Raw genomic sequence first — 25,515 nt, 5'->3', positions numbered from 1 at the left:
CTCGAGACGGCCCCGTCACATTATTCCTATAAGGACCCTTAGCCATATGCACATGCTGCCACCGGCATACGCGAATCCGGGACATAAAGCGTGTGGCGGTCGCACGGGGTGGCTGCCCCCGACGCCGCGCCGGCGCGACAGTCGGCGCGTCAGTGCGATGACAGGGCCGTGTCAGCGCCCGGGGTCAAAGTACTCACATGCCCGGAACGCAGCAGGCGAACCGGGATGCGAGACACCGAACCGCTTTCAAAGGATCAATCAGACGACCGTTATCTCTGCCTCCAACCCCGTCACCGTCGTCCTCGAGGTCGGCGTCGGCAACATTCAGATCACCGCCTCCGACCGCACCGACGTCATTGTCGAGGTCCTCCCCACCGACGCCTCGAAGAAGACCGATGTCGAGACCGCCGAGAACACCGTGGTCGAACACGTCGACGGCGAAGTGCGGCTCGCGACCCCGCCCCGGCCGAAGATGTCGACCAAGCTCCGCTCGGTGGACATCACGATCCAGGTGCCGACCGGCTCGAACGTCCGGGGCCAGTCCGCCATGGGCGGCTTCCGCACCGAAGGACAGCTCGGCTCGTGCGACTTCTCCAGCTCGGCCGGAGACATCACCGTCGACCGGGTTGCGACCGCCGCACTGCAGACCTCCATGGGCGACATCCAGGTCGGCCAGGTGGCCGACACCGCGTCGTTCCACACCGCCTCCGGAAACGTGCGCGTCGCCGAGGCCGTGAGCGGGGTCGTCAAGGTTTCGCTCCAGCAGGGCAACATCGACGTCGGCGTCAGCAAGGACTCCGCCGTCAAGCTGACCACCAGCACCATGCACGGCAAGGTCGGCAACAGCCTCAGCGCCGAGCACGACGGGCGCGAGGTGACCGAGACCGTCGAACTGGACCTGCGCGTCATGTCCGGCAATATCGAGGTCCACCGCTCCAACTAGCACCGAAGCGACAATGCCAATGCCGCCCCGACACCGCGTCGGGGCGGCAGAACGCGTTCCCAGGACCGGATCAGCGGCGGCCCTTGCGCCCCTTGCGCTGGCCCTGCTCGTGCTTGAAATGCACGAAGAGGCGTCCGAAGTTCTTCGAGTCCTTGTCGACCCGGTGGTACAGCGCCTTGATGTCCTTCTGGTCGAGGAAGCGCAGGACCTTCTTCTTGAGCTGGCCCGAGCCCTTGCCGGGAATGATCTCGACGAGGTCGATCTTCTTCTCGATCGCCTCGTCGATGATGCCGCGCAGGGACTTCTCGATCTGGTCGCCCTTGTTGAAGATGTCGTGCAGGTCCAGCACCAGTTTTGCCATGGACCGAGCTTGGCACAATCCGCCCCGACCGGCCAGTAGAGGGCCTTAGCCGTGGGCGAGCCAGGACGTGGGGTGCTCGCGCAGCCGGTCGATGAAGGTCAATGCCGCCCCGATGGCGGCCGCGTCCGGACCCAGCGTCGCCGGGCGGATCGTGATGGGCGCCCAGGACGAGGACAGGACGCGCTGATCGACCTCGGACTTCACCTTCGCGGTCATCCACGACGACAGCAGCGCGAAGCTGCCGCCGAGCAGGACCGTGTCGATGTCGAGCAGGTTCAGCGCGCCCGAGACCGCGATGCCGAGCGCGGTCGCGGCGGTGTCGATGGACGCGAGGGTGGCCGGTCGGCCCTCGTCGGCCCACGCGATGGCGGCCGCGTCCGGGGTGGTGCCGGCCGGGACGGTCTGTCCGTCGAGGATGGCGTGGAGACTCGCATAGGTCTGGAGGCAACCGCGCGCGCCGCACGGGCACGGCTTCCCGTCCGGGTCCACAGTGAAGTGGCCGAGTTCGCCGCTCCAGCCGCGGGACCCGCGCATGAGGCGCCCGTCGAGGATCATTCCGGCGCCGATGTCGAGCCCGCCGGAGACGTAGAGGAAGTCCGCCTGGTTCTGGCCGGCCGCGTGGAGTTCGCCGTGGGCGGCCAGATTCGCCTCATTGTCCACATTGATGGGCAGTCCGAGTTCGCTGGTTGCGGCGCGTAGCAGCGCTCCCGCGTCGACGTCGCGCCAGCCGAGCACCGGGGCCGAACGCACCACGCCGCGATCGACCGCGCCGGGCACGGCCAGGGTCGCGGCGATGACCGTGAGGCCCTCGGCGGCCACGGCCTCCACCGCCTCGCAGGCCATGCGAGCCAGGTGGTTCAGCAGCGCCGGAGCGTCCGGTCCCTCCAGGTCGATCGGGGCGAACGCGAGATGGCGGACGGTGCCTTGGAGGTCCACGACGCAGGCGGCGAGCCCGTCGGTGCGGATGTCAAGGCCGAGCCCGGCCGGTCCCGACCGGGACGGCGTGAGCCCGACCCGGGGACGCCCGGCGCGGCCGTCGCGGGCCGAACCGGTCTCGGTGACCAGCCGCCCGGCGATCAGCTCCTCCACGATGCGGGTGATCGTGGGACGCGTCAGGCCGGTCGCGGCGGCCAGCTCGGTCCGCGAAATGGATCGCTCCGCGGCCAGGACGTGCCGGAACACCAGCTCCAGGTTCAATTCGCGCAGACTCTCCTGCCGGGCGCCCCGCGCGGGTCGGGGCTGTCCGCTCGGCGCGTTCATGTCGCGGACCGGGCGGCGGAGGCGTACTCGGCGGCCTCGTCCGCGGTGAGCGTGCCGTCGGCGACGACCGCGAGCAGGTGCCGGTCGATGGTCGCTCCCGGCGCGAGCTCGAGCGGGCGGTCCCACGTCAGCGAGGACCCGACGCCCAGGTAGTCGCGGGCGCGGACGAACCAGCGGTCCCTTGCGGTCGTCTCGTCGGCGTGCGTGAACAGCATCGTCCATTCACGACTTTTGGCGTCGGCGCCCGCGGCGGCGACCCAGTCGGCCGTGCGGCCGTGGATCGAGGGGACGTCGGCCCCGACCGGGCTGAGCAGGCGCACCGGCCCCGTCACTTCCGGTCCCCGCCAGAAGAAGCCGCCGTATCCGGCGCCGGGACGCCCGAGCGCGGCCGGAGAGCGGATCGGCAGCGGCCGCTCCGTCGCATTGGTCAGTTCAGTGTGAACGCCCAGAACCCAGGCGGCTTCGCCGAGCATGTTGGCGGTGATGGTGCGCTTCTCGTCCAGCAGCGTCGTCTGGTTCGAACTGACCCACCCCACCGTGTGGGCGAGCTCGGCGTCGGTGTGCCGGATCCAGCGCTGATGTTCTTGCGCGCCATGGTCGTCGAGCCACGCGGGTCCGTGGCCGGCGACGAAGGTGCGTCCGCCCCAGAAGTTGAGCCCGGCGATATCGGGCGCGGCGATCGAGATGCCCAGCTGGTGAGTGTGGGAGTGGGGCCGGGCGTCGGTGACCACCAGGCCGGCGAGGGTGCGCACGGGATGGAGGAACGGGCGCGGCGCGGTCGACGCCGGCAGCTCGGGGCTCCACACGTATTCGGCGACGTCCCGGCCGTCCAACCGGAGCGCATAGACGCCCCCCGGCCGGTCGGCGAGCATCGAACCGGCGGTACCGGGAACTTCCATCGCGCCTCCCAATGCCTCTGTGCCCATTGCCTAGTCAGGTACCCAGTTGGGGCCGAGATCCGGATGCGACGCCACCGTCTCGGTGATGGCGGCCATGGACTTCTCGGTGAGCGTGTCGTCCGCCACTACCGTGATGATACGTCGCGACAAGACCGCGCCCGGGCCCACCACCAGCGGCTCGGCCAGGGCGAGGGAGGTGCCGACGCCGACGTAGTCGCCGCTGCGCACGAACCACGGATCGCCTTCCCCACCTGCCGCGATGAACACCAGCGTCCACGGCGCGGGCGCGAACCCGTTGAGGCCGAGCCATGGCGTGGAAGCGCCGTGCAGCGCCTCCTCGCCCTCCAGACCTGGACCCAGGACCCTGACATTGCCCTCGCACTCGCTCTTGCTCATCGGTGCCCGCCAGAAGAACCCGCCGTAGCCCGCGCCCGGGCGGCCGTTGACCTGCGGGGACGCGAATCCGAGGGGCCCGGCGGTCGCATTCGTCAGCGCGAAGGCGAAGTCCAGTGCCCACGCGGTGTCGCTGAGCGGCACGGCCGCCACGCGGCGCCGCTCGCGCAGCAGCACCGCCCCTTCGGGTGCGATCCATTCCAGCTCGGGCTCGATGACATTGCCGCCCTGCCGGTTCAGGCGTACGTGCCGCTGGACGCCGTGATTGGGCAGCAGCACCGATCCCCGGCCCCGCACGAAGGTGCGGCCGCCCCAGAAATTGACGCCGCCCGCATCGGGCACCGCGACGCTGACGCCGAGATGGTGCGGGTGATCGGCGGGCATGAGCTCGGTGACGCGGGTTCCGGCGAGCGTGCGGACCGGATGCAGGAACGGCCGCGGAGACAGCGTGGTCGCAAGCTTCGGTAGCCACCGGTAGTCGGCGACCTCGCGTCCGCCCACGGCCAAGACCTGTCTGTCTCCTATGGATTCGTCGTCACGCATGGTCGGTGCCCGGGGCGGTGATCCTCATCGAGTCGAACTCGGCCGAGCCGTTGCTCTCGTCGGTGGAGACCCGCGCGGCGGGAGTCGCCGCGAACAGTCCCAGCGTCGCCCCGACCCAGCGGCCCTGCGTCGCCTCGAACGGTTCGCCGATGGGGCGCGGCGCCTGGCCGGTCAGGGCGGCGTCGAACCGGCACCGGCCGTCGGGGGTGACCTCGACTCCGACGGTGACCTCCACGGTCTTCCCATCCTCGCAGAGGGGAACCGCCCGTAGGGGCGCCGTTTCGGGCTCGGTGCCGTCGACGCCCGCGCTGCGGCAGGTCACGACGACGCCGATATCATTGTGCGCCAATCCGACCCAGGCATACGAGTAGCCCAGGACGGCGAGTCCGGCGCGGGCGCCGGGTCCCGTGTCGACCAGGCGCAGCGTCGTCTCCGCGCGGAAGGAATCCGAGGGCAGCAGCTGGCCGAGCAGGTTGGGCAGTTCGCGCAGGTCTCCGGTGTCGGTCGGGGCGCACCGCAGGCGCAGTCCGCGCCCGGGAACGACCTCGGCCCAGTCGTCTTGGGGATTCGCCGACCATGTCCATTGCAGCCCAAGCGCATCCGAGGAGAAGTCGTCGCTGTCGGCCGGGGCGCCCGGCGGGCCTTCGGCCGGCTTGGCGAACCCGGGGACCGGCCGGCCCTGCTCGCCGATGACGGGCCAGCCGTCGCCGTCGAACTCCATCGGTTGCAAGTGGACGATGCGTCCGAACGCGTCCTTGTCCTGGAAGTGCAGGAACCAGTCCCGCCCGTCCGCCGCCTGCACCCAGGCACCCTGGTGGGGGCCGTTGACGTCGGTGTCGCCCTGTTCGAGGACGATCCGTTCCTCATAGGGCCCCAGCATGTTCCGGGACCGGAACGCCGTCTGCCAGCCGTCCTTGACGCCCCCTGCGGGAGCGAAGATCCAGTACCAGCCGTCCTGCCGGTAGCACTTGGGCCCCTCGAGGGTGCGAAACCCCGGCAGGGCGTCGCCGTCGATGATCACCGTGCCCTCGTCGAGCAGCACGGTGGCGTCCGGACTCATGCGGTGGCAGGTCAGCCGGTTATTGATCCCGGCGCGGCTCTTCGCCCAGGCGTGCACGAGGTACGCCGAACCGTCCTCATCCCAAAGTGGACACGGGTCGATGAGCCCGCGCCCGCCCTTGAGCAGGTGCGGCGATGACCAAGGGCCGGAAGGATCCTCGGCGGTGACCACGAAGATCCCGCGGTCCGGGTCGGGATAGAAGATCCAGAACCTCCCGTCGTGGTGCCGCAGCGCCGGCGCCCACACCCCGCATCCGTGCTGCGGGGCCAGGAAGTCCTCCTCCGGTTCCAGCCGGGGCAGGGCGTGGCCGATGATCGACCAGTTGACCAGGTCCCTGCTGTGCAGCAACGGAAGTCCAGGCACCCGGTGGAAACTGGAGGCGGTCAGGTAGTAGTCGTCGCCAACGCGGATGGCGTCGGGGTCGGACCAGTCCGCGTGCAGGATGGGGTTGCGGTAGGTGCCGTCGCCGTTGTCTGAGTTCCAAGCGCTGGTACGCACGTGCCAGTAGTCCTTATTTGAGTCCGGTGGTGGCGATGCCCTTGACCAGGTATTTCTGGCCGGCGATGAAGAATCCGATGATCGGGGCGAGGGACAGCACCGACATGGCGAACATCTGTCCCCATTGTGACTGGCCCTCCGAGTCGACGAACTGGCGCAGCGCCAGCGGGACCGTGTACAGCTCCGGGTCGGTCAGGTAGATCAGCGGGCCGAAGAACTCGTTCCACACGGAGATGAACGTGAAGATCGCCGTGGTCGCGAACGCCGGCTTGCACAGCGGCAGGATGATGCTCCAGAAGATGCGAAACGGGCCGCATCCGTCGATGCGGGCGGCGTCGTCCAGCTCGGGCGGCAGCGAGCGCATGAACTGGACCATCAGGAAGATGAAGAACGCGTTGGTGGCCAAGAAGTTCGGGACCAGCAGCGGGTAGTAGGTGTTGAGCCACCCCAGGTTCGAGAACAGGATGTACTGCGGGATCAGCAGGACGTGGCCGGGGAGCATCATCGTGCCCAGCATGAGCACGAAGAACAGCTTGCGCCCGGTGAAGTCCAGCCGCGCGAATCCATAGGCGGCGAGCGAACACGAGAACAGGTTGCCGATGATGCTCAGGATGACGATGACGAGCGAGTTGACGAAGTAGACGCTGAAGTCGTACTCCAGGGCCGTCCAGCCCGCCGCGTAGTTCGAGAAGTCCCACGCGGACGGCCACAGCGCCAGGTCGGAGAAGATCAGGTCGTTCGGCTTGAGTGAGCTGGAGAGCATCCACAGCAGCGGATACATCATGAACAGGCCGATGAGGCACAGGATGATGTGCCGGGTGAACCGGCTGCGGCGCGAGGAGCCGAGCCGTTCGATCAGGGAGTCCTCATCGGACTCTGGCTTCGCTTTCGGACGAGGTGGGATGGTGCTGATCGACATGAGTTCCTCAGTTCTCGTAGTACACCCAGTACTTGGCCGTGAAGAACGTCACGGCCGTGAAGCAGGCGATGATCACCAGCAGCGTCCAGGCCATCGCCGAGGCGTAACCCATGTTGAACTGGTTGAATCCCTGCTGGTAGAGGTACAGGTTGTAGAACAATGTGGAGTTCGCCGGGCCGCCGCCGCCATTGTTCATGACGAAGCCCTGCGTGAAGGTCTGGAACGACGCGATCAGCGACTGGATCAGGTTGAAGAAGATGATGGGGCTGAGCAGTGGCAGCGTGATCGAAACGAACCGGCGCCACTTCGAGGCGCCGTCGACGGCGGCGGCCTCGTAGTACTGGACGGGGATCTGCCGCAGGCCGGCCAGGAAGATGACCATCGGCGCGCCGAACGTCCAGATGTGCAGGATGATCAGCGTGGTCAGCGCGTAGTCGGGGTCCGAGGTCCAGGCGGGCCCGGCGATGCCGAACCAGCCGAGGAACGCGTTCACGATCCCGTCGAAGCCGAAGATGTAGCGCCACAACAGGACCACGGCGACGCTCGCACCCAGCAGCGACGGCAGGTAGAACACCGCGCGGTAGACCGGGAGCGCCTTGATGCCCCGGTTGAGGACCATGGCGACCAGCAGCGCGGCCACCAGCGACAGCGGCACCGACACGAACGTGTAGGTGAAGGTGACCCTGATCGACTGGAGCAGCTTCGGGTCGCTGAACATGTCCCGGAAGTTCGCCAGCCCGATCCACTCGGGAGGGTTGAGGAGGTTGTAGTCGGTGAACGCCAGGTAGAGCGAGGCGAAGAACGGGACGATCGTGAAGAGCATCCCGATGAACCACGGCAGCAGGAACAGGTAGCCCGCCCGGTCCCTCCTGCGGCGGCGCCTTTGGGGCGCCGCCGCAGTCGGGACCGCCTCCGCCGACACGGCTGCGGCTTCGGTGGAAATGGTCACTGGCCGAGTGCTCCCTCAGCTTCTGCGATGAACGCGGCCGCGCCGTCTGCCGAGCTCTGTCGTTCGAACTCGACCTCGACGGCAATGGCCGCGAGGCTGTCGGCGATCGCGCTGCCGCCCGGCGGGTAGGTGTAGGAGCGCGGGAGGTCCTCGGCCTGGAGGCCCGCGAGGTACTCGGTGGCGGTCTGGTCGTCGGGTTCGAGCGAGGGCGCGAGGTCCTCGGCGACCTGGGTGTTCGCCGGGACGCCGCGGGTGGTGCCGGTGGCTTCGGAGGCCCGCAGGTCGTTGGTGAGGAAGTCCAGGAGCTGCAACGCTTCCGCCTGGTTCTCGGAGCCGGAGGCGATCGACCACAGGTGCGGGCAGTCGACCGACTGGCCGCGGCGCGTGCTCGTGGTCTCGCCGGGCATTCGCAGCAGGGCGAGGTTCCCGCCCGCGGCCTGGTTGTAGCCCAGGAAGTTGTTGGTGGGGATGATCTGCGAGGCGAGGTCGCCGGTGGCGATGTAGGACTGCTCGGGCCCGCCGCCGACCTGCTCGAAGAACCCGGCGGGCGGGAAGCCGCCTTCGGCGCGCATTGCGGCGATCATGTCGAACCAGGCCTCGACGGTCCCGGCGGTGATGCCGAGCGTGCCCTCCTCGGTGAAGAAGTCCTCGCCCTGCTGGCGGGTCCACACCACCAGGTTGGCGAGGGTGGCGGCCTCGAAGCCGGTGCCGTAGACCTCGCCGCCGCTGGCGTCGGTGATGGCCTTCGCGAAGGCGGCCAGGTCGTCCCAGCTCCAGGTGTCGCCGTCGGGGATCTCGATGCTGTACTGGTCCGTGACGTCCTGGTTGACGATGAAGCCGATCGCGTTGAGCCCGGCGGGGACGCCGTAGACGGCGTCGCCGACCTCGGCGAGGGTGGCGGCGCTCTCGGACAGTCCACTGAGGTCTACCGCGTCGCCGGAGGTGTTGAGGTCGAGCAGGGCGCCGCGGTCGGCGTACTCGCGGAGGGAGTCCATGCGCATGGCCATGAGGTCGGGCTCGTCGCCGGCGGCGAAGCGGGTGGCGAGTTTGTCCGCGTAAGGGCCGGAGTCCTGGTACTCAGTCTTGACGGCGATGCCGGTCTCCTCGGTGAAGATGTCGAGGGCGGCCTGGGTGACCTCGGCCCGGGCGGCGTCGCCCCACCAGACCATGTTGAGTTCGACGCCGTCACCGTCGTCGTCCCCGCCGCCGCCGAAGCCGCGCCCGCAGGCGCCGAGTCCAGTCCCGAGGCCAAGCCCGAGTCCGGCGATGCCGGAGGCCTTCACGAGGTTTCGGCGGGTCAGGGACGGAGGGGTGCCCATTGCATGCGCGGCGGAGCCGCTCGGGTTCGGGGAAGCGAACGAAGTGAGCGGCTGGGAGGGGTGACGGGTGTGGGGGAGTTCGTTCGACACGCTGGCTGTCCTTTCACCTGGCCGGGGGGCCGGCCACGAAAATGATGACGCTTGCCTTCAGGGGGAGGGATGATCCGCGATGTGGTTTATGGGATGGATGGCTGCGGCTTAGGTTACGACTGTGACCGAGGTTATGTCAAGCCATGAAATAAATATGTCAATACGCTGGCGATTCATTGACAGAAATCGATGCATACCTTAAACTCCGCCCGATTTGCACCGGTGCGTTCCGGTCGGCCGGCCTCACTCGGCGGCCTTCCCGCATCTCTGCGTTCCAGGCCGGACCGCCCTACTCCGCGACCTTCTTGCGGCGGCGGGTCCGGGTGGCCTCCAAGGGATCCACCGCCTCGGTCCGCCTCTGGCGCACCGTCTCCAAGGCGGGTTCCCTTCCCTCCCTGGCGTGTTCGAGCGCCAGCGAGGCCGCGAGGTCACCGTCGCCGGACGCGATCGCCTCGTACTGCGTCGTGTGCTCGTGGCACTGCCGGGCCGGGTTGCGCTCGGTGTAGTGGAAGAGCCGGCGCACCCGCGCTTCGAGGGGGTCCATCACCTGCGCCAGCAGCGCGTTCCCCGATGCGGCCACTAGCTCGGTGTGGAAGGCGGCGTTGGCGTCGAGGAGGTCCGCGCGCTCCTCCTCGGACAGCGCGGCCGCCTGCTCCAGTGTGGACCGCAGGCGCGCCAGGCCCGCCGGGTCGCGGCGCTCGGCGGCGAGGCGCGCGGCCAAGGGCTCCAACGACTCCCGCAGGTCGAACAGGTCCGCCACGTCGGTCTCGGTCAGTGCGCTGACGATCGTGCCCTGCCCCGCCACGGCCGTGACCAGGCCCTCGCCCGCGAGCTGCCGCATGGCCTCCCGCAGCGGGATGCGCGAGACGTCGAGCTCGGCGGCGAGGTCCCGCTCGATGAGCCGGTGTCCGGGGGGCCAAGCGCCGGTGATGACGGCTTCGCGCATGGTCCGATAGGCGTGCTCGCGGCGGCTGGTCATGGCGTTCGACTCCAAGGTTGGGCTGCAGACGCTATATGATATAGGATCGCCAGTAGTGGTATACCATTAATCCTGATCATTGTCTCCGCCCCGATCAATTGTCTCCGAAAGGACCGCCGCCGTGACCGATCTGGTGCTGCGCAACGCGAACCTGTGGGGCCACGGCCCCGCCGACCTCCGCCTCTCGGGCGGCCGCATCGCCGAGATCGGCCCGGCCGCCAGTGCAGAAGGCGGCGCGGACGGTGGTGGGAACGGCCCGGAAAGCGGCGCGAATGCCGGGGGGATCGGCGCGGACGGCGCCGATACGGAGGACCTCGGCGGCGCCGTCGTCATTCCCGGCCTGGTCGACGCCCACGCCCACCTCGACAAGACCCTGTGGGGCGGCCCCTGGGTGCCGCGCACCGCCGGGCCCGGCCTGGACGGCGCGATCGCCTACGGCATGGAGCGCCGCGAGGAGCTCGGGATTCCCTCCACCGACTACATCACCGCGCTGCTGGAACACATGGTCGCCTCCGGCACCACTCATGCTCGGTCCCATGTGGACGTCGATCCGGGTGTCGGGCTCGACGGCGTCATCGCCGTCCGCGAGGCCGTCGCCCGATTGGGTGGGCGAATCGAGGTCGAGATCGTGGCGTTCCCGCAGGCCGGGCTGCTGACCCGGCCCGGGACGGCCGAACTGCTCGACGCCGCCCTCGCCGACGGCGTGAAGCTCATCGGCGGTATCGACCCCGGCGGCTACGACCGCGACCCGGTGCGCCACCTCGACACCGTCTTCGACCTGGCCGTGCGCCACGGCGCGGGCGTCGACATCCACCTCCACGACGCGGGCAACCTCGGCGTGTTCGAGTTCGAGCTCATCATCGAGCGCACCAAGGCGCTCGGCATGCAGGGCAAGGTGACCGTGAGCCACGCGTTCGCGCTGAGCGACCCGGACGTCCCCGCTGCGACCCGCGCCCACCTGATCGGCGAGCTCGCCGAGCAGCGGATCTCGCTCGCCGGGTCCTCGGAGAAGCAGCCGCTGCCGCTGCGGGCCGCCGCCGCGGCCGGCATTCCGGCCGGGCTCGGCAATGACGGCGTGCGGGACCTGTGGAGCCCGTACGGCACCGGTGACCTGCTCGCCCACACCGCCGACGTCGCGCGCGGCTCCGGTTTCTCGGCCGACCCGGACATCGAGATCGCCCTGCGGGCCGCGACGTTCGGCGGCGCCGAGGTCATCGGCATCGAGGGCTACGGGCTCTCGGTCGGCGACCGCGCCGACCTCGTGGCGGTCGACGCGCGGGTCCCCGCCGAGGCGCTGCTGATGCACCCGGCGCGCAGGCTCGTCGTCAAGTCGGGCCGTGTCGTCGCCCGCAATGGGCAACTCGTTTAAGGGGCGGGAACCGCCGCCGATTCGGACGCGTGCGCTTGCTGGTCCAGTCGGAGTCAGCGGGCCACGTGGGCGTGAAGTGCCTTCCAGCTCACCGAGTCGACCCAGAGGGCGGGGCCGGTCGGGCCTTCCTTGGAGTCACGGATGCCGGTCCGGTCGTTGTCAGTGGCTACGCAGACGCAGTTGCCGCCCTGGTCAGCCGAACGGGCGGCCTTGTGCCAGGTGAACCGGTCTCCGAACTCCACGACGGTCATGAATACAGCTCCTTGGACAACTTCTTGATGAACGCCAAGCTGGCCTGCTCGGACAGGGCCATCTTGATCAGGTGCAGATAAGCGTCATCATACTGCGCGACCTCCTCAGGTTCATCGAGGTAATCCGCGCCGGTCAGGTAGTCGAGGTACACGATGCCGTACTCGGGGGCGATCGGAAACCGCAGGAGCTTGAACGGTCCCGAGAGAGCCGGATGCGCTCCGGCACTGTCGGGCAGCACTTGGATGGTGATGTTGGGCCGCTTGGAAAGCTCCGCAAGGTGCGCCAACTGGTCCCTCATGGTCTCCGCCCCTCCGACCGCGCAGCGGAGCGCGGCTTCATGAAGCACCACCCAGTATTCGACGTGCCCGTCTCCGGTGACAATCGTCGCGCGAGACAAGCGGGCTTGCACATGGTCCTCGACCACGTCTGCTCCAAGCTTGCCCCGGCCGAGTATCGCTCGCGCATACCTTTCGGTCTGGATCATCCCAGGCATCGGCTGGATCGCGACCTCTCGGATTATTGAGGCGTCGCGTTCCAAGGCAATCAGGTCTTCCACCGGCTCCCAGACGACCGCCCGCTCCTCCCCTTTTGGCCGCCGCTTGCGTGAACGTTTAACCAGGTCGAGCAGCTCGGCGTTGCGCTCCGCATCGACACCGTAGACGGCGAACACCTTCTCCGCCACCGGGTTCGACATTGAGGACACACCGCCCTCATAGCGGGCCATAGCGCTTGGGTCGATGCCGGTTTGCTCCGCAGCCTGCCGCTGCGTCAGGTCGGAGGCCATCCGCAGCCGCCTCAGCTCGGCAGCAATGATGCGGCGCAGAGCGGTCGGGCCGTTCGGCGTAGTCACGGAAGGACTCCCTTCGCAGTAAATACGGCATTTCTAGTTTACAAGTTGCGTGTTATGACTTACGATTTACCACATAGACAGTGAGTCTACGCCCGGCAAGCAAAGGGGAAACCGATTGACACGACCGAACCGACCGGGGACTTCTACGAGACCGACCTCGCCTACAGCGAGCAGCGGCTCGGGGAACTGTGGGAGCAAGAGAGCTACATGCTCCGCATCAACCTGCCTGCGGGCCTTAGCTTCCGCGAGGCCGACATCCTCGCTCACTGGATCGTCGCCGAGATCGCGAACCGCCATGAGGGCTCAGCTCTGTGGGGCAACCTCGGCCGCGAGTTCGACAGCAGCGCGTTCGCCCTCCTGAGCCGCAAGCCGGGCAGTACCGTCAGCGGCAAGACCACCGAGAAGTAAGGCATCCACGGCGGCTCATGGCTGACCACCAACCTTCAGGCCGATGCTGGTCGCGGTTCTTTCGCGGCGACAACGAGGTAGGCGGATCGTGGGGCCGCAGTGCGGCTGGCGGGCCGGGTTCGGTTGCGGCTCAGGCGGCAGCGACAAGAAGGTCTGCACACTCATGGGGTCGACTGCGGCAGCCCGGTCCGCTTCCCTTGCCGGTACAGACGGCAGCGACAACCGGTGTGGGATAGACCTGGCGCTGGCTTCGGAATCCCGGTGGCCGGTCGGTCCGGGGTATTTCCTACTCCGGACATGGAGAGGGGCCCGTTCCCCACTCGGGGCACGGGCTGCGCGGGTCATTGCCAGCGCTCCCTCAGCAGTCGCCCGCTGAGGGCGGGTTAAGAACGGGATCGGATCCAGCTCCGACCAGCGCTCACCGGTGATGGCCGCAAGGATGGTGGGGGATTCGCCGGTGACGGCCGCAGGGGCGGCAGAGGAGTCGGGTGCGCCTGCGGTCCTTGCCGGTTCGGCTGCCGAGTCCTTTTGGGCAACTGCTTCCTCTGCTTTCTTGGAAGTCTTGGCTTCTGCCCGGTAGCTCTCTCGGGTCCGTCGGACAGCGGCCATGGCGGCTTCGGTCATGGCGGCGTCAATGGCCTTGTCGGTGGCGTACTGGGCCAGGGGGTCCAGTTCGGCTTTGAAGGTCGGGGACCACTCTTCGCGTTCCAGGTCGATGTCGAACGCGGCGCTCATGTCGTCGATGTCCACGAGCGGCTTGCGAGTGCGGCCCGCGGCATCACAGGCAGGGCAGCGAAGGCAGGGTGTGGCCTCGGTGCAGCCGATGCGGGTGATCAGGGCCCGACCGGGACCGGTCTTGGCGATTTGCCACCTATCTGTATGGATGCGCCCATGATGGAAGCGGCACAACAGGATCAGGTTCTCCGAATCCGTCGGCCCGCCATCCAACCAGTGTCGAATGTGGTGCGCCTCGGTCCAGGAGACCGGCCGGCCGCAACGGAGCCAGGCGCAACCTCCAGGCTGCTCGGCCTCCAGCTTGCGCCTGAGCCCCGGCTTCGGCAGCCGTTCTTCGCGGCCCAGCTCGACCACTTCGCCCGTCTCGTAGTCGAAGACCATCGGCACGACCCCGGCTTCACAGGCCAGGTGGCGGGCGCGGGTGATGCCGACCGGTCGACCTTCCAGGCGGGGAGTCCGCTCGGGGCGTTCGGTCAGGTCGATCTCGCCCTTGAGGACCTGGACATCTGCGATCAGGGAGAGCGTGGCGGTGTGCCCGTGGCGGGTCGGTGCGTCCTTGCGGGCACCGGCGGCCGAGACCAGCTGGTGAAAGGCCTCGGCGGCCCGGTTCGCCTGGGAGGGCAGGACACCATCGGCGTCGGCGTCCTCCTTGCGAGGCGGCTTCACTGCGGTCTTGAGGTAGTTGTCGAGCAGTCGCCCGGTGTCGGCGGTGAGTACGCCGTCGAGACTCCACATGCCGTCGCCGCGCTCGGTGACTTCCAAGTGCGCCAAGGCGGCCTGGGAGGCCTCGTCCAGCATCGCGGCCGCATCGAACAGGGCCGTGGCGATCAGGTCGATGGCTTCCCGGAGTTCGGCGTGGGAGGCGTGGACGCAGTACTCCCGGATCAGTTCCTCGGGAGTCGCGCAGAAGACGGCGGGGTCATAGGGGGATGGCTTCGGCCCCTCGGGATAGGGAACCCGGGCGTGTACCCGCAGGCCCTTGCGGTCCAGGGCGAGCATCGCGAAGGCGACCGCGTCGATCCTCGCCGCACCGGTGCGGGCCGCCTCGGCCAAATCCCGGAACTTCGGTGCCAGGCGGGCGATGCGGGCGATCTGGGACGCGGTGGTGTAGGTGAAGTCGAAGCCTTCGCGCAGCCATTCGAGGACGCCGGAGAACCCGTCGAGTTCCCTGTGCATGCCCGCGGAGGTGTAGGCGAGGACGGTCCGAAGGGCGGCCGCATCGCGCCGGCGGTTCTGAGCGGCGATGGCATCGAGTTCGGCTCGCATGGACTGAGCCTCGGAACTGCGGTCGAGGCGGCCGGACAAGACTGGTGCCGGGGTGGTGGTGTCGGGGTTCATCGGGGTCGCCTCCCATCCACATCCATCGAACGTTCTGCTAATTTCGCCTGCCTGTTCGGTATTTCAATGGTGACACGATGCGACTGGATCGGCATCACCCGATCGGGTGAACATTCCATAGAGGACTATCAATATAGCATCTCAAATGGCTTGGGCGACAAGCGAAGTCGGCTCATCCTCGGTGCCCCGAACCTCGGTAATCGGCGGCCCGCCGGCCACTGTGAGGCCTGGGCGATCGACCACCTCTTCGTCGCTGCCGCCTGAACCTCACCCCGAACGGCGCGGCAGGCCGAAGCGGAAAACCCCAAAGAACAGCGGACCGGTGAGAGACGGTGCGTGATCGCCGTCGACCGGTTCTGGAAAACCCCGAGGGGCGGCGGACCGATGTCTTGACCCCAAGACCGATCCGCCGCCCCCGGCTGCAACCGGCGCCCCACCGAGACGATTCGGGGCGCCGAGAACTCGCTGACTCGCTTACTTCAGGCCGGAGGTGGAGAAGCCCTGCACGAAGAAGCGCTGGAAGAACAGGAAGATGAGCAGCACCGGCAGGATGAACATGGTCGAACCGGCCGCCAGCAGGTTCTGGACCGGGAAACCCTGCTCGTTAACGTACCCTCTGGTCAATGCCACGGCCAGCGTCGTGGTGTCGTCGCTGAGCAGCAGGCTCGGGGCGATGAAGTCGCCCCAGGCGCCGGTGAAGGTCAGCACCATGCACGCGGCCAGCATCGGCCAGGACTGGGGCAGGAAGATCTGCCAGAAGATCCTGACGTGTCCGCAGCCGTCCAGGACCGCGGCCTCCTCCAGTTCCTTCGGAATGCCCGAGAAGAACTGGCGGAACAGGAAGATCATGAAGGCCGCACCCGACAGGCCCCACAGGATCCACGGCACGTAGGTGTCGACCAGGCCCATCTTGGCGAACATCAGGTACGTCGGGATTAGGGTGACGATGCTGGGCATCATCATCGTGGAGATCAAGAGTCCGAACCAGAACTTCTTGCCCGGGGCCGAGAGCCGCGCGAACCCGTACGCCATCCACGCCGACGAGATGGTCGTGAGCACCGCGGTCAGGGTGGAGAGGATCATCGAGTTTCGCGCGTAGCCGAGGAAGTCGACGAATGTCAGCGCATCGGCGAAGTTGTGCCACTGCGGCGACTCCGGGAACAACTGGATCGGGAACACCGACAGCTCGTTCGGGGCCTTCAGCGCGGTGAGGATCAGCCAGCCCAGCGGTCCGGAGAACGTGATCGCCAGGGCGGCGAGCAGAATGTAGAAGGCCATCCAGCGGGCCCGGCGCGCGACGGCGTCCACCATCAGCTTCCTTCCTTTTCAGTCGGGTCGACGCCGCCGTAGAAGACCGAGCGATTGCCGAGTTTGAAGACGATGCCGGTGATGAGCAGCACGAACGCGAACAGCACCCACAGCAGGGCCGACGCGTAGCCGAAGTGGCTCTTCGCGAAGTACTCGGCGTAGACGTGGACCATGAAGAAGTAGTTGCCCTCGGGCACGGCCGTGACCGCCGCCGGACCGTTGACCGGCGCCAGCAGCAGCGAGGGCACGAACACCTGAAGTGAGCCGATGACGCCGGTGACCACCTGGAAGAAGATGATCGGGCTGAGGATCGGCAGCGTGATCTTGAAGAAGGAGTAGGCCGGACTCGCGCCGTCCACTTTGGCCGCTTCGAGCAGCTCCCGGGGCACGTCCTGCAACGCCGCCAGGGAGATGATCATCGATCCGCCTACGCCCCACAGGATCATCAGGATGAGCACGAAGCGGGTGTACGGGTCGGCCAGCCACGAGATCGGCTCGCCGCCGACGGCGCCCACGGCCGCGTTGGCGGCCCCGGCGTTCTTGTCGAAGATGATCTTGAACGTCAGGGCGGCGGCCACCCCGGGCACCACGGCGGGCAGGTAGAACAGGGCGCGGAAGAGCGTCCGACCCCTGAAATCCCGGTTGAGCAGCACCGCCATCGCGAGCCCGGCGGCGACGCCGGTGGGCACCGTCGCGAGCATGAAGATGCCGGTGCGACCGAGGGACTCGATGGTCTGGGTGTCCTGGAAGACCCGGACGTAGTTTTCGAAGCCCACATAGGACCAATTGGGGGAGAGTCCGTCCGTGTTGGTCAGGCTCATCCAGAACGCGTAGCCGAGCGGGAACAGTGTCAGCAGGACGAATCCGGCGATCCACGGCCCCACGAACAGGTAGAACGTCCGGGTCCGCTGGCCCGACCGGCCCCGCCCGCGCCGCTTGACCTCCGGCGCGGGCGGGGCGTCTTCGGTGGACGCCGCGAGTGTCGCGGTCACTTCACCAGCTCCTTGCCCTCTTCGAGCAGCGCGTTGATCTCGGGGTTCAGGGCGTCGGCCAGCGAGCCGGCGGTGGCGTCGCCGTTGATCGCGTCGGGCAGGAACTCGTTGAGGACCGCGTCGACGGCCTCGACCTTGACGTACGGGGAGAACGTCAGGACCTTGAAGTAGTCGGCCTCGGCCTCCTGCACGGCGAGGGCCTGCTCCTGCGCGACGGTCCCGGTCGGCAGGTCCTCGCGCAGTGAGAGCAGGCTCGGCATGCCCCAGCCGCCGGCGGCGCGCTCCTTGGCCGGGTCGCCGCCCATGAAGTGCTCGAACAGCGCCCACGCCTCGTCGGGATTCTTGCTGGCCTTGGGGATCCAGTACCCGGTGGCGCCGAAGCAGGCGCTCAGGCGCTCGCCGCCCATGGTCGGGGCCGGGGCGAGGCGCGAGGTCTCGGCGAGCTCGGCCTCGGCGGCGATCGCGCCGCCGAACCAGTAGCCGGACCAGGACATCGCCAGGCGGCCGGTCTGGTACGGGGGCCAGTCCCAGCCGTCGGGGTTGGGCTCGACGGGGCTGAATCCGACCCGGGACCGGGCGTAGTCGAGGTACCAGGTCAGGGCCTGCTGTGCCTCGGGCGAGGAGAAGTCGACGCTGGCGAGGTCCTCGGAGAACAGGCTGCCGCCGGCGGAGGCGGTCATGTTGACCAGGCTGATGAACAGGCCCAGGCCGCCGGCCGAGAGGCCGTAGACGGAGGTGGTGTCGCCGTCCTTCTTCGTGAGCTCCTTGCCCATGTCCAGCCACTGGTCGAAGGTGACCGGCTCGGTCTCGGAGGGGAGGTCCACCCCGGCGGACTCGAACAGGGCGGCGTTGTACCAGAACATGGCGTCCTGCGAGTAGTCCTTGGCCATGCCGTAGCGAGGGCCCTGGCCCTGGACGGTGCCGTCGTAGCGCCACACGTCGTTGACCGGGTCGAGGTCGTCCTCCTTGAGCAGGTCGCTCTTCGCGAAGTAGTCGTCCAGCGGGAGCGCCAGGTCGCGGGCGACGTAGAAGGACGTCTCGACCGCGCCGAGCCCGCGGACCAGGTCGGGGGCGGTGCCGCTGGCGAGCATCGCGGTCAGTTTGGTGGTGTCGACCTCGACGCGCTTGATCTTGACGTCGAGTTCCTCCTCGATGGACTTGAGGAACTCGGGGGCGAACTCGTTCTCCGGCGCCATGATCGTCAGCGTCGTCTTGCCTCCGCCTCCGCCCCCGCCTGCCGAAGGGGCGCAGGCGGACAGGGCTCCGGCGCCGAGGGCGGTGGCTCCGGCGGCGGCACCACCGCGCATCAGGGTCCGGCGGGTCAGCGCTGATCCGAGGGATTTGCTCATGGTCGTTGCCTTTCAGGTAAGGGGTTACGAAAGTCTGTGGACGAAGATTAACGGGGCAAACTTAAGTACGTCAATAGTCTTGACAGACTTTTGTATGGAACCGCTATGATCGGTCCATGCCCCGGACAACCAGCGGATCACTCCAAACTCTTCGCAAGTCGAACCAGGAGCGCGTGCTGTCGCTGCTGTTGGAAAGCGGCCCAACGCATCGCGCCGAGCTGGCGCGGCGGGCCGGGGTCTCGCGCACCACCGTCTCGACGATCGTCACGGACCTCATCGGCCGCGGCCTGGTCGTGGAGGCCGACGCCGAGGCCGGCGCGGACGGCCGTGCGAAGGAGGCCCTGGCCGTCAATCCCGCCGCCGGCATGGCCCTGGGCCTGGACTTCACCTTCGACCACGTCTGGGTGCACCTGGCCGACCTGGCCCGCGGCGAGATCGCCGGGGGCGGCAGGGTCGTGGACGTCGAACTCGGCTGGGCCGAACGCATCGACGTCGCCGAGGACGTCCTCGGCTCCCTCATCGCCGAGCACGGCCTGGACCGGGGCCGCATCGTCGGGGCCGGCATCGGCCTGCCCGGGCCGATCGAGAAGTCCACCGGGATCGTCTCGACCTCACTGCCCGACCAGCCCTGGTCCCAAGTCCATGCCGCCGATGAGTTCTCGAAGCGCCTGGCCATGCCCGTCGAGATCGAGAACAACACCCGCCTGGAGGCCGTCGCCGAGGCCTACGGCGGGGCGGGGGCGGGCGTCGGCGACGTGCTCTACGTGGGCCTCTCCTCGGGGATCGCGGCCAGCCTCATCCTGGACGGACGGGTCGTTCGCGGCGCCGTGGGCGCCGCCGGGGAGCTCGGCCACACCTCGATCAATGTGGACGGTCCGGCGTGTCCGTGCGGCAACCGCGGCTGCCTGGTCCTGCGCGCCGGGATCCCCGCCATCCTCGCCTCGCTGCGGGACCACTTGGGCCCCAAAGCGACCATCGACGACGTCCTGGCCGCCGCCGGGGCCGGCGACCGCGCCTGCGAGGGCGTCCTCGCCGACGTCGGCCAACTCACCGGGCAGGTCCTGGCCAGCCTGTGCAACCTGCTCAACCCCCAGCGCATCGTCGTCGGCGGCGAACTCGCCCAGGCCGGCGACGCCCTCCTCGACCCGATGCGCGGCGCGATCCGCCGCTACGCGCTCTCGCTCGTGCGCGACGTCGAGGTCGTTCCCGCCGCCCTTGACCTGGGCGCACGCGCCGGAGCCGTGGGCGGCGCCGAACTCATCCTCGGTGAGAAGGACGACCTGGCTCGCACCCTCAACCGCTTGGACGGCAGGATGCAGCGATGAAACGATTCGAAGGCAAAGTCGCCATCGTCACCGGAGGCGCCAGGGGCATCGGAGCGGCCTGCGTGGCCCGCTTCGCGGACGAGGGGGCCCACGTCTACCTCGCCGACATCGACGACGAAGGGGCCAAGCGCGTCGCCGCCGCAGCGGGCGAGCGAGTCCACTTCGTCCACACCGACGCCTCCCGGCTCGACCACTGGGAAGCCTTGGCGCAGACCGCACTCGACGCGCACGGCCGCGTCGACACCCTCGTCTCCAACGCCTTCGCCAAGGTCCACGGCGGCCCGAGCGAGATCAGCGAGGACGACTGGGACCGCACGCTTGACGTCACCCTCAAGGCCACCTTCCTCGGCGTCAAGACGCTCGCCGCCGCCCTGGCCGAATCGGGCGGATCGGTCGTGGCCGTTAGCTCGATCCACGCCCACCGCTCCTACCCCGGCTTCACCGCCTACGCCGCCGCCAAGGGCGGCCTGTCCGCCCTCACTCGGCAGCTCGCCGCCGAAGGCGCGCCGCACGTGCGCTGCAACTCCGTCGCCCCCGGGCCGATCCTGACCAGCCAATGGGACGGATCGACAGAGGAGGGACGGAACCTCGAAGCCGACCGCACCCTCCTCGGACGGCTCGGCGACCCAGAGGAAGTCGCCGCCGCCGTCGCCTTCCTCGCCTCCGACGACGCCAGCTACATCACCGGCGCCGAACTCCCCGTGGACGGCGGGTTCCTCGTCCGCATCCGCTGACCCGAGGCGGGTACCCCGTCCAGAACCGCAAAGCCCCAGATTGACGGGGTCCTTGAAAGGAAGTCCCAACCTTGAACATCGCGAAGATCGAGACCTTCCTCGTCGCACCCCGATGGCTGTTCCTGCGCATCGAGACCGACGACGGACTCGTCGGCTGGGGCGAACCGATCGTCGAAGGCCGCGCCGAGGCCGTCGCCGCCGCCGTCGACGTCCTCGCGGGAGCGCTCATCGGCGCCGACCCCGGCCGGATCGAGGACCACTGGCAGGTCATGACCAAGGGCGGCTTCTACCGCGGCGGGCCCGTCCTGTCCTCGGCCGTCGCCGGCATCGACCAGGCCCTGTGGGACCTCAAGGGCAAGGCCCTGGGCGTCCCCGTCTACGAACTGCTCGGCGGCCCCGTCCGCGACAAGGCCCGCGTTTACACCTGGATCGGCGGGAACTCCGGCTCCGCGCTCGCAGAGGACGCCTTGCGCGCCAAGGCGAACGGCTTCGACGCCGTCAAGTGCAACGCCACCACGCAGCTGGGGCGCATCGACACCCCCGCCGCGGTCCGCGACATCGTCGACAACCTCACGCAGCTGCGCGAGGCCGTCGGTGGCTCCTTCGACATCGCGATCGACTTCCACGGCCGCTTCTCCACGGCCATGTCGCGCCGGGTGCTGCCGCTGCTCGAACCGCTGCTGCCGCTGTTCGTGGAGGAGGTGGTGCTGCCCGAGTTCTCCCGCGATCTCGGCGCCGTCACCGCGTCGACGTCCATCCCGATCGCCACCGGCGAGCGCCTGTACTCGCGCTGGGACTTCCGCGACGTGCTGCCCACCGGCATCGCCGTCGCCCAGCCCGACCTCTCGCACGCGGGCGGCATCTCGGAGGTGCGGCGCATCGCGGCCCTGGCCGAGACCTACGACGTCGGCCTCGCGCCGCACTGTCCACTGGGGCCGATCGCGCTGGCCGCGAGCCTCCAGGTCGACTTCGCCACCCCGAACTTCCTGATCCAGGAGCAGAGCCTCGGGATCCACTACAACGAGGGCAATGACCTGCTGGACTACCTGGTCGACACGGCGGTGTTCGCGTTCACGGACGGCCATGTGGACCGGCCGCTCGGCCCCGGGCTCGGCATCGAGGTGGACGAGGCGGCCGTGCGCAAGGCGGCCCGGAACCCGCACCGTTGGCGCAACGAGGTGTGGCGCCACGAGGACGGCTCGTTCGCAGAGTGGTGAGGCGGAGCGGTGAGGCGGAGTGGTGAGGCAAGGCCAGGCGCGCCGGCGCCTGGCCGCCTCCCCGCAAAGCATGCCGTGCTGAGCGCACCGGTCCAAATCAGGCGAACCATCGGGGCGAGAATGTCGGTGGCGGCCGTTATGGTCGCGGCATGGACATCATTCTCATACCCGGTTTCTGGCTCGACGCCTCCTCCTGGGACGACGTCACCCCCGCCCTCGAAAAGGCCGGACACCGCGTTCGCCCACTCACCTTGCCCGGCATGGAATCCAAGGACGCGGTCCGCAGCGGCATCGGCCTGAACGACCACATCGACGCGGTGGTCCGAGTTATCGATGAGATCGGCGGACCGGTCGTGCTCGTCGGCCACTCCGGCGGGGGCGCGGTGGCCCACGCCGCGGCCGACCGCCGGCCCGAGTCCGTCGCGAGGGTCGTCTACGTCGACTCCGGCCCGCTGGGCGAGGGCGGCCTGGTCAACGACGAACTCCCGATCGTGAACGACGAGATTCCGCTCCCCGACTGGGGCCTGTTCGAGGACGAGGACCTGGTCGACCTGACCGACGAACTCCGCGAACAGTTCCTCGCCCGGGCCATCCCGACCCCGGTCGGCGCGGCCTACGACCGCCAGGTCCTCCACGACGATCGCCGGTACGACGTTCCGGCCACGATCATCGCCTGCGAGTTCCCGAGCAAGATGCTGGTGGACTGGATCGCCCAGGACGCCCCGTTCACAGCCGAGCTCGCCAAGATCAAGCACGTCGACTACCTCGACGTCCCCACCGGCCACTGGCCCCAGTTCACCAAGCCGACGGAACTGGCGCAGGCGATCCTGAAGGCGGTCGACCGGGCCTGACGGGGCTGTCGATGATCGACCAGCACGAAACACAGCCCGCCCGGAGGCCGCTGCACGTCGCGTGGAAACTGAGTCCATGTCGAACTGGCAATCCATTAAGCGTCGGACTCCGACGTTCCCCTTCCGGCTTCGCCGCGAACTGCCGCTCGCCCTGCTCGGGTCGGTCCTCGCCGTTCCGACGGTGCTGGTGTCGAGCTTGTTGCGGTACTTCGCCCACGACGATGTGCGCGACCAGTGGTCGTGGTTCAGCGGGTGGATGCTGGTCGTCTGCATTGCGGTGCTTGCCGTTGCCGTCTTCTTCAGCAGGCTCCGCTTCATGGGCAATGCCCTGCTCGTGATCCCGGTCCTCATCATGGCGGGCGCCTTCCTTCCCTCCGTTCCGTTCGCGGGCTCGGTCTTGGGCGAGCGCGGCGTCGAGGTGATCTGCCATGTCGAATCGACCCGGGACCGCGACGTCGACGACAAGGCGGAGACCGTCCACGACCTCGACTGCGGAGAATGGCCTGGGACCTCCACGGTGACCGCGAGGGAGGACCGGCTCGCCGTCGGTGCCGACCTGCCGGTGATCCACGACCCCTGGGGCCGAGTGGATCCCGTTGCCGCCGGCGAACCGGATCCGAGCCTCGGGCCCTGGTGGCTGTGGGGCCTGGCCGGATTCGCCGTCACAGCGCTCTCGGTCGTCGCCTGGCTGCTCATCGCGGACGATGAGCGAACCGGAGACCGACTTTCGAGACTGCTGGACCGGTCCCGCGGGCGAGACGCAGGGTCGTAAAGTCGGGGTCGGCCCCGAAGCCCCCCTTCCCCACCCTCGAACCTGGAGACCCCATGCGCCGTTATCGCTCTCGCGACGACGCCTCTTCGCAGCCTCGGCCGCTGTGGGCAGCGGACAATGCCGTGTTCGCGCTCGATGACGACCTCCTCGCCGGCACGCGGAAGCCCATCGGCATCCTCCAGACCGCCCTGAGCCAGAAGCCGCAGTCGACGTTCGCCGAACCGGGAATCGCCCCCCGGCCGGGCGAGGGCATCCTTTCGCTTCTGTCCCAAGCCGACGCGACCGCGCCGGTCATCGTCGTGGACGGACGCCCGGTGGCGTGCGGGGCGGGCCAGTTCGACCTGGCGCTGCCGGCCGGGACGCACTCGGTGGAAGTGCAGGGGACCCGCACGGCCGACCCTGTCGTGGTCCGCATCGCCGAGGGCGCCGTGGCGCGCGTCGGGTACTTCGAGGACCCCGCCTCCGGCGACCGCGCGCTGGGCGACTTCCCCGAGCAGCTGGAGAAGGTCGGCGACAACTCCGGGTGCCTGGTCTGGCTGATCCAGGCGTGGGCACTCGTAGCCGTCCTATGGGGACTGGTCGAGATCTTCGTCAACAAGGACACCGTCACGGGAGTCGTGGTGTTCGCGTCGATCGCCCTGGTGGCGTTGATCTGCCTCCCGGCCTCGCGCCGCGCCAAGCGCACGCACTTTCGCAAGCGCCTCGAGAAACTGCGCCCGCCACCGCGCCCCACCGAGCCCTACCCGTGGGACGCAAGGGGAGGCAGCACCGCACTGCTGCTCGGCGCAGCGGCAGACGTCCCGGTCCCGGCCGGAGCGGCCGCGATCGACCTCGAACTTCACTGCCGCCGACACCTATGGACCGGACGCCGGAAGAACAAACTCGGAACCTTCCTGGCGCGCACCTGGACCCGGCCGCCCCGGGTCGAGATCGACGGCGTCGTCCAGCCCGCGAGCTGGGGACGCTGGCGATACGCGGTGCCGCCGGGCCCGCACCGGGTCGCGGTGACCGTGGACGGCACGCCGCTGAACCTGACCATCCCGACGCACCACACCGGAGAGACGGCCGCCCGCACCGAGGTCGATACGTATGCCGGGCCCGGGACGGCGACGCGGCTCAGGGCCGAGGCGCACGTGTACGCGATCTGGCGCCCCCGCACCGGACGCATTGAATCCTTCGGGCCGAGACTGCATGTGGAGGCGGCACAGTGAGCGATTCCTCGGAGTTCGATTTCGAACGCGACGCCCAATCCCTAATCAGGCGGCAGTGGCTGGGAGCCGGTGAACGCCTTCGCGTGTGCGCGCCCGTACGAAAGCCAATCGAGTTCGACGGCATCCCCAAACCCCCGCCGACCCCGGGCCAGGTGGCGCGGGGAACCCTCCGGGTGCTCGGCTGGACTCTCTTGTGGATGCTGTTCTTCTGGATCCTCGCGATCCTGGAGGCCAACGATGTCAACTACGGCGGATCGCGGCACCGCCAGCGCTCGATCGTGATCTGGGGCAAAGGATCCGAGTCCCAGGCCGGCCGGATCGTCAGCTCGGCGATGCGCTCCCGGGGGATCTGGGTGCTCAGCGACCGGCGCTTCGCGTTCCTCAAGGTCGATGCCAAGTCCCAGGGCATCCAGGTCGAGACCGTCGCGGCCGCCCCTGCGACCGCATGGCGCTACTCAGGGCTCGTCGACCGCACCAAGCGCGGCAGACTCACCGGGCGCTACCGGGTCCAGGGCCGGTACCACCGCATCGTCTTCCCCGACGGCTCCGGCATCGACTTCGCCGCCACTACCCCCGAACAATGAAGACGGC

The 25,515-nt window shown here is 68.6% G+C and carries 25 protein-coding genes; 10 read left to right on the top strand and 15 right to left on the bottom strand.

From position 1 onward, the window contains the following. Nucleotides 1-157 precede the first annotated feature (157 nt). Nucleotides 158-943 carry a DUF4097 family beta strand repeat-containing protein gene (locus FAB82_RS11170; protein WP_168801540.1) on the top strand — a complete coding sequence of 262 codons (786 nt, stop codon included), beginning with the start codon at nt 158-160 and terminating at the stop codon, nt 941-943. 70 nt (nt 944-1,013) lie between these two features. Here the strand turns inward: FAB82_RS11170 and FAB82_RS11165 are convergent, their stop codons facing one another. From FAB82_RS11165 to FAB82_RS11120, 9 genes are all read right to left on the bottom strand, one after another. After that, nucleotides 1,014-1,304, bottom strand: a complete 291-nt coding sequence (locus FAB82_RS11165) for a Smr/MutS family protein (RefSeq protein WP_136534611.1) — start codon at nt 1,302-1,304, stop codon at nt 1,014-1,016. Nucleotides 1,305-1,349: 45 nt separating this feature from the next. Beyond that, nucleotides 1,350-2,564 carry an ROK family transcriptional regulator gene (locus FAB82_RS11160; protein ID WP_136534610.1) on the bottom strand — a complete coding sequence of 405 codons (1,215 nt, stop codon included), beginning with the start codon at nt 2,562-2,564 and terminating at the stop codon, nt 1,350-1,352. Further along, nucleotides 2,561-3,463: a DUF6807 domain-containing protein gene (locus FAB82_RS11155; protein WP_211116527.1), complete on the bottom strand. Its 903-nt coding sequence runs from the start codon at nt 3,461-3,463 to the stop codon at nt 2,561-2,563. Before FAB82_RS11155 ends, FAB82_RS11160 begins: the two co-directional genes overlap by 4 nt. 30 nt (nt 3,464-3,493) lie before the next feature. After that, nucleotides 3,494-4,357 carry a DUF6807 domain-containing protein gene (locus FAB82_RS11150; protein ID WP_246039575.1) on the bottom strand — a complete coding sequence of 288 codons (864 nt, stop codon included), beginning with the start codon at nt 4,355-4,357 and terminating at the stop codon, nt 3,494-3,496. A 34-nt stretch (nt 4,358-4,391) separates the two neighbouring features. Then, a complete protein-coding gene (locus tag FAB82_RS11145; protein ID WP_136534608.1) occupies nt 4,392-5,957 on the bottom strand; it encodes a glycoside hydrolase family 43 protein in 1,566 nt (521 codons plus the stop codon). Between the two features lie 13 nt (nt 5,958-5,970). Next, a complete protein-coding gene (locus FAB82_RS11140; RefSeq protein WP_136534607.1) occupies nt 5,971-6,876 on the bottom strand; it encodes a carbohydrate ABC transporter permease in 906 nt (301 codons plus the stop codon). Between the two features lie 7 nt (nt 6,877-6,883). Next, nucleotides 6,884-7,825 carry a carbohydrate ABC transporter permease gene (locus tag FAB82_RS11135; RefSeq protein WP_211116525.1) on the bottom strand — a complete coding sequence of 314 codons (942 nt, stop codon included), beginning with the start codon at nt 7,823-7,825 and terminating at the stop codon, nt 6,884-6,886. Further along, complete coding sequence (locus tag FAB82_RS11130; RefSeq protein WP_168801539.1) at nt 7,822-9,234, bottom strand: ABC transporter substrate-binding protein; 1,413 nt, start codon at nt 9,232-9,234, stop codon at nt 7,822-7,824. Before FAB82_RS11130 ends, FAB82_RS11135 begins: the two co-directional genes overlap by 4 nt. Before the next feature lie 289 nt (nt 9,235-9,523). Then, complete coding sequence (locus FAB82_RS11120; protein WP_136534605.1) at nt 9,524-10,213, bottom strand: GntR family transcriptional regulator; 690 nt, start codon at nt 10,211-10,213, stop codon at nt 9,524-9,526. A gap of 121 nt (nt 10,214-10,334) precedes the next feature. Between FAB82_RS11120 and FAB82_RS11115 the strand changes: the two genes are divergently transcribed. Continuing rightward, nucleotides 10,335-11,582 carry an amidohydrolase gene (locus FAB82_RS11115; protein WP_136534604.1) on the top strand — a complete coding sequence of 416 codons (1,248 nt, stop codon included), beginning with the start codon at nt 10,335-10,337 and terminating at the stop codon, nt 11,580-11,582. Between the two features lie 53 nt (nt 11,583-11,635). Here the strand turns inward: FAB82_RS11115 and FAB82_RS11110 are convergent, their stop codons facing one another. After that, entirely contained in the window at nt 11,636-11,833 is a 198-nt protein-coding gene (locus FAB82_RS11110; RefSeq protein ID WP_136534603.1) for a DUF397 domain-containing protein, read from the bottom strand. Next, nucleotides 11,830-12,684, bottom strand: coding sequence for a helix-turn-helix domain-containing protein (locus tag FAB82_RS11105; protein ID WP_136534602.1), 855 nt, complete (start codon nt 12,682-12,684; stop codon nt 11,830-11,832). Before FAB82_RS11105 ends, FAB82_RS11110 begins: the two co-directional genes overlap by 4 nt. Before the next feature lie 207 nt (nt 12,685-12,891). Here FAB82_RS11105 and FAB82_RS11100 point away from each other — a divergent pair, with 207 nt between their 5' ends. After that, on the top strand, nt 12,892-13,092 hold the full coding sequence (locus tag FAB82_RS11100) for a hypothetical protein (RefSeq protein ID WP_136534601.1): 201 nt from the start codon (nt 12,892-12,894) through the stop codon (nt 13,090-13,092). 15 nt (nt 13,093-13,107) lie between these two features. Here FAB82_RS11100 and FAB82_RS11095 read toward each other — a convergent pair whose 3' ends face one another. From FAB82_RS11095 to FAB82_RS11080, 4 genes are all read right to left on the bottom strand, one after another. Beyond that, on the bottom strand, nt 13,108-15,165 hold the full coding sequence (locus tag FAB82_RS11095; RefSeq protein ID WP_136534600.1) for an HNH endonuclease signature motif containing protein: 2,058 nt from the start codon (nt 15,163-15,165) through the stop codon (nt 13,108-13,110). A 474-nt stretch (nt 15,166-15,639) separates the two neighbouring features. After that, entirely contained in the window at nt 15,640-16,476 is an 837-nt protein-coding gene (locus tag FAB82_RS11090; RefSeq protein ID WP_136534599.1) for a carbohydrate ABC transporter permease, read from the bottom strand. Further along, on the bottom strand, nt 16,476-17,465 hold the full coding sequence (locus FAB82_RS11085) for a carbohydrate ABC transporter permease (RefSeq protein WP_136534598.1): 990 nt from the start codon (nt 17,463-17,465) through the stop codon (nt 16,476-16,478). Before FAB82_RS11085 ends, FAB82_RS11090 begins: the two co-directional genes overlap by 1 nt. After that, nucleotides 17,462-18,814, bottom strand: a complete 1,353-nt coding sequence (locus FAB82_RS11080) for an ABC transporter substrate-binding protein (protein ID WP_211116524.1) — start codon at nt 18,812-18,814, stop codon at nt 17,462-17,464. Before FAB82_RS11080 ends, FAB82_RS11085 begins: the two co-directional genes overlap by 4 nt. 116 nt (nt 18,815-18,930) lie before the next feature. Here FAB82_RS11080 and FAB82_RS11075 point away from each other — a divergent pair, with 116 nt between their 5' ends. The 7 genes from FAB82_RS11075 (at nt 18,931) to FAB82_RS11045 (ending at nt 25,508) form a co-directional block, all read left to right on the top strand. After that, on the top strand, nt 18,931-20,139 hold the full coding sequence (locus tag FAB82_RS11075; protein ID WP_136534597.1) for an ROK family transcriptional regulator: 1,209 nt from the start codon (nt 18,931-18,933) through the stop codon (nt 20,137-20,139). Then, the gene (locus tag FAB82_RS11070; RefSeq protein ID WP_136534596.1) at nt 20,136-20,873 is read left to right on the top strand and encodes an SDR family NAD(P)-dependent oxidoreductase; all 738 of its coding nucleotides are present in this window, start codon (nt 20,136-20,138) and stop codon (nt 20,871-20,873) included. Before FAB82_RS11075 ends, FAB82_RS11070 begins: the two co-directional genes overlap by 4 nt. 71 nt (nt 20,874-20,944) lie before the next feature. Beyond that, nucleotides 20,945-22,090: a galactonate dehydratase gene (gene dgoD, locus FAB82_RS11065; protein ID WP_136534595.1), complete on the top strand. Its 1,146-nt coding sequence runs from the start codon at nt 20,945-20,947 to the stop codon at nt 22,088-22,090. Between the two features lie 149 nt (nt 22,091-22,239). Beyond that, nucleotides 22,240-22,941: an alpha/beta fold hydrolase gene (locus FAB82_RS11060; RefSeq protein WP_136534594.1), complete on the top strand. Its 702-nt coding sequence runs from the start codon at nt 22,240-22,242 to the stop codon at nt 22,939-22,941. Between the two features lie 76 nt (nt 22,942-23,017). After that, on the top strand, nt 23,018-23,713 hold the full coding sequence (locus FAB82_RS11055; protein WP_136534593.1) for a hypothetical protein: 696 nt from the start codon (nt 23,018-23,020) through the stop codon (nt 23,711-23,713). 53 nt (nt 23,714-23,766) lie between these two features. Continuing rightward, nucleotides 23,767-24,924 carry a hypothetical protein gene (locus tag FAB82_RS11050; protein WP_136534592.1) on the top strand — a complete coding sequence of 386 codons (1,158 nt, stop codon included), beginning with the start codon at nt 23,767-23,769 and terminating at the stop codon, nt 24,922-24,924. Further along, entirely contained in the window at nt 24,921-25,508 is a 588-nt protein-coding gene (locus FAB82_RS11045) for a hypothetical protein (RefSeq protein WP_136534591.1), read from the top strand. The genes FAB82_RS11050 and FAB82_RS11045 overlap by 4 nt, the downstream gene beginning before the upstream one ends. Nucleotides 25,509-25,515 lie beyond the last annotated feature (7 nt).

Source organism: Glycomyces buryatensis, assembly GCF_004912275.1.
GTDB lineage: Bacteria > Actinomycetota > Actinomycetes > Mycobacteriales > Micromonosporaceae > Glycomyces > Glycomyces buryatensis.
The sequence above is the reverse complement of the archived record's forward strand: the minus strand, read 5'-3'. Positions and strand labels throughout refer to the sequence as shown.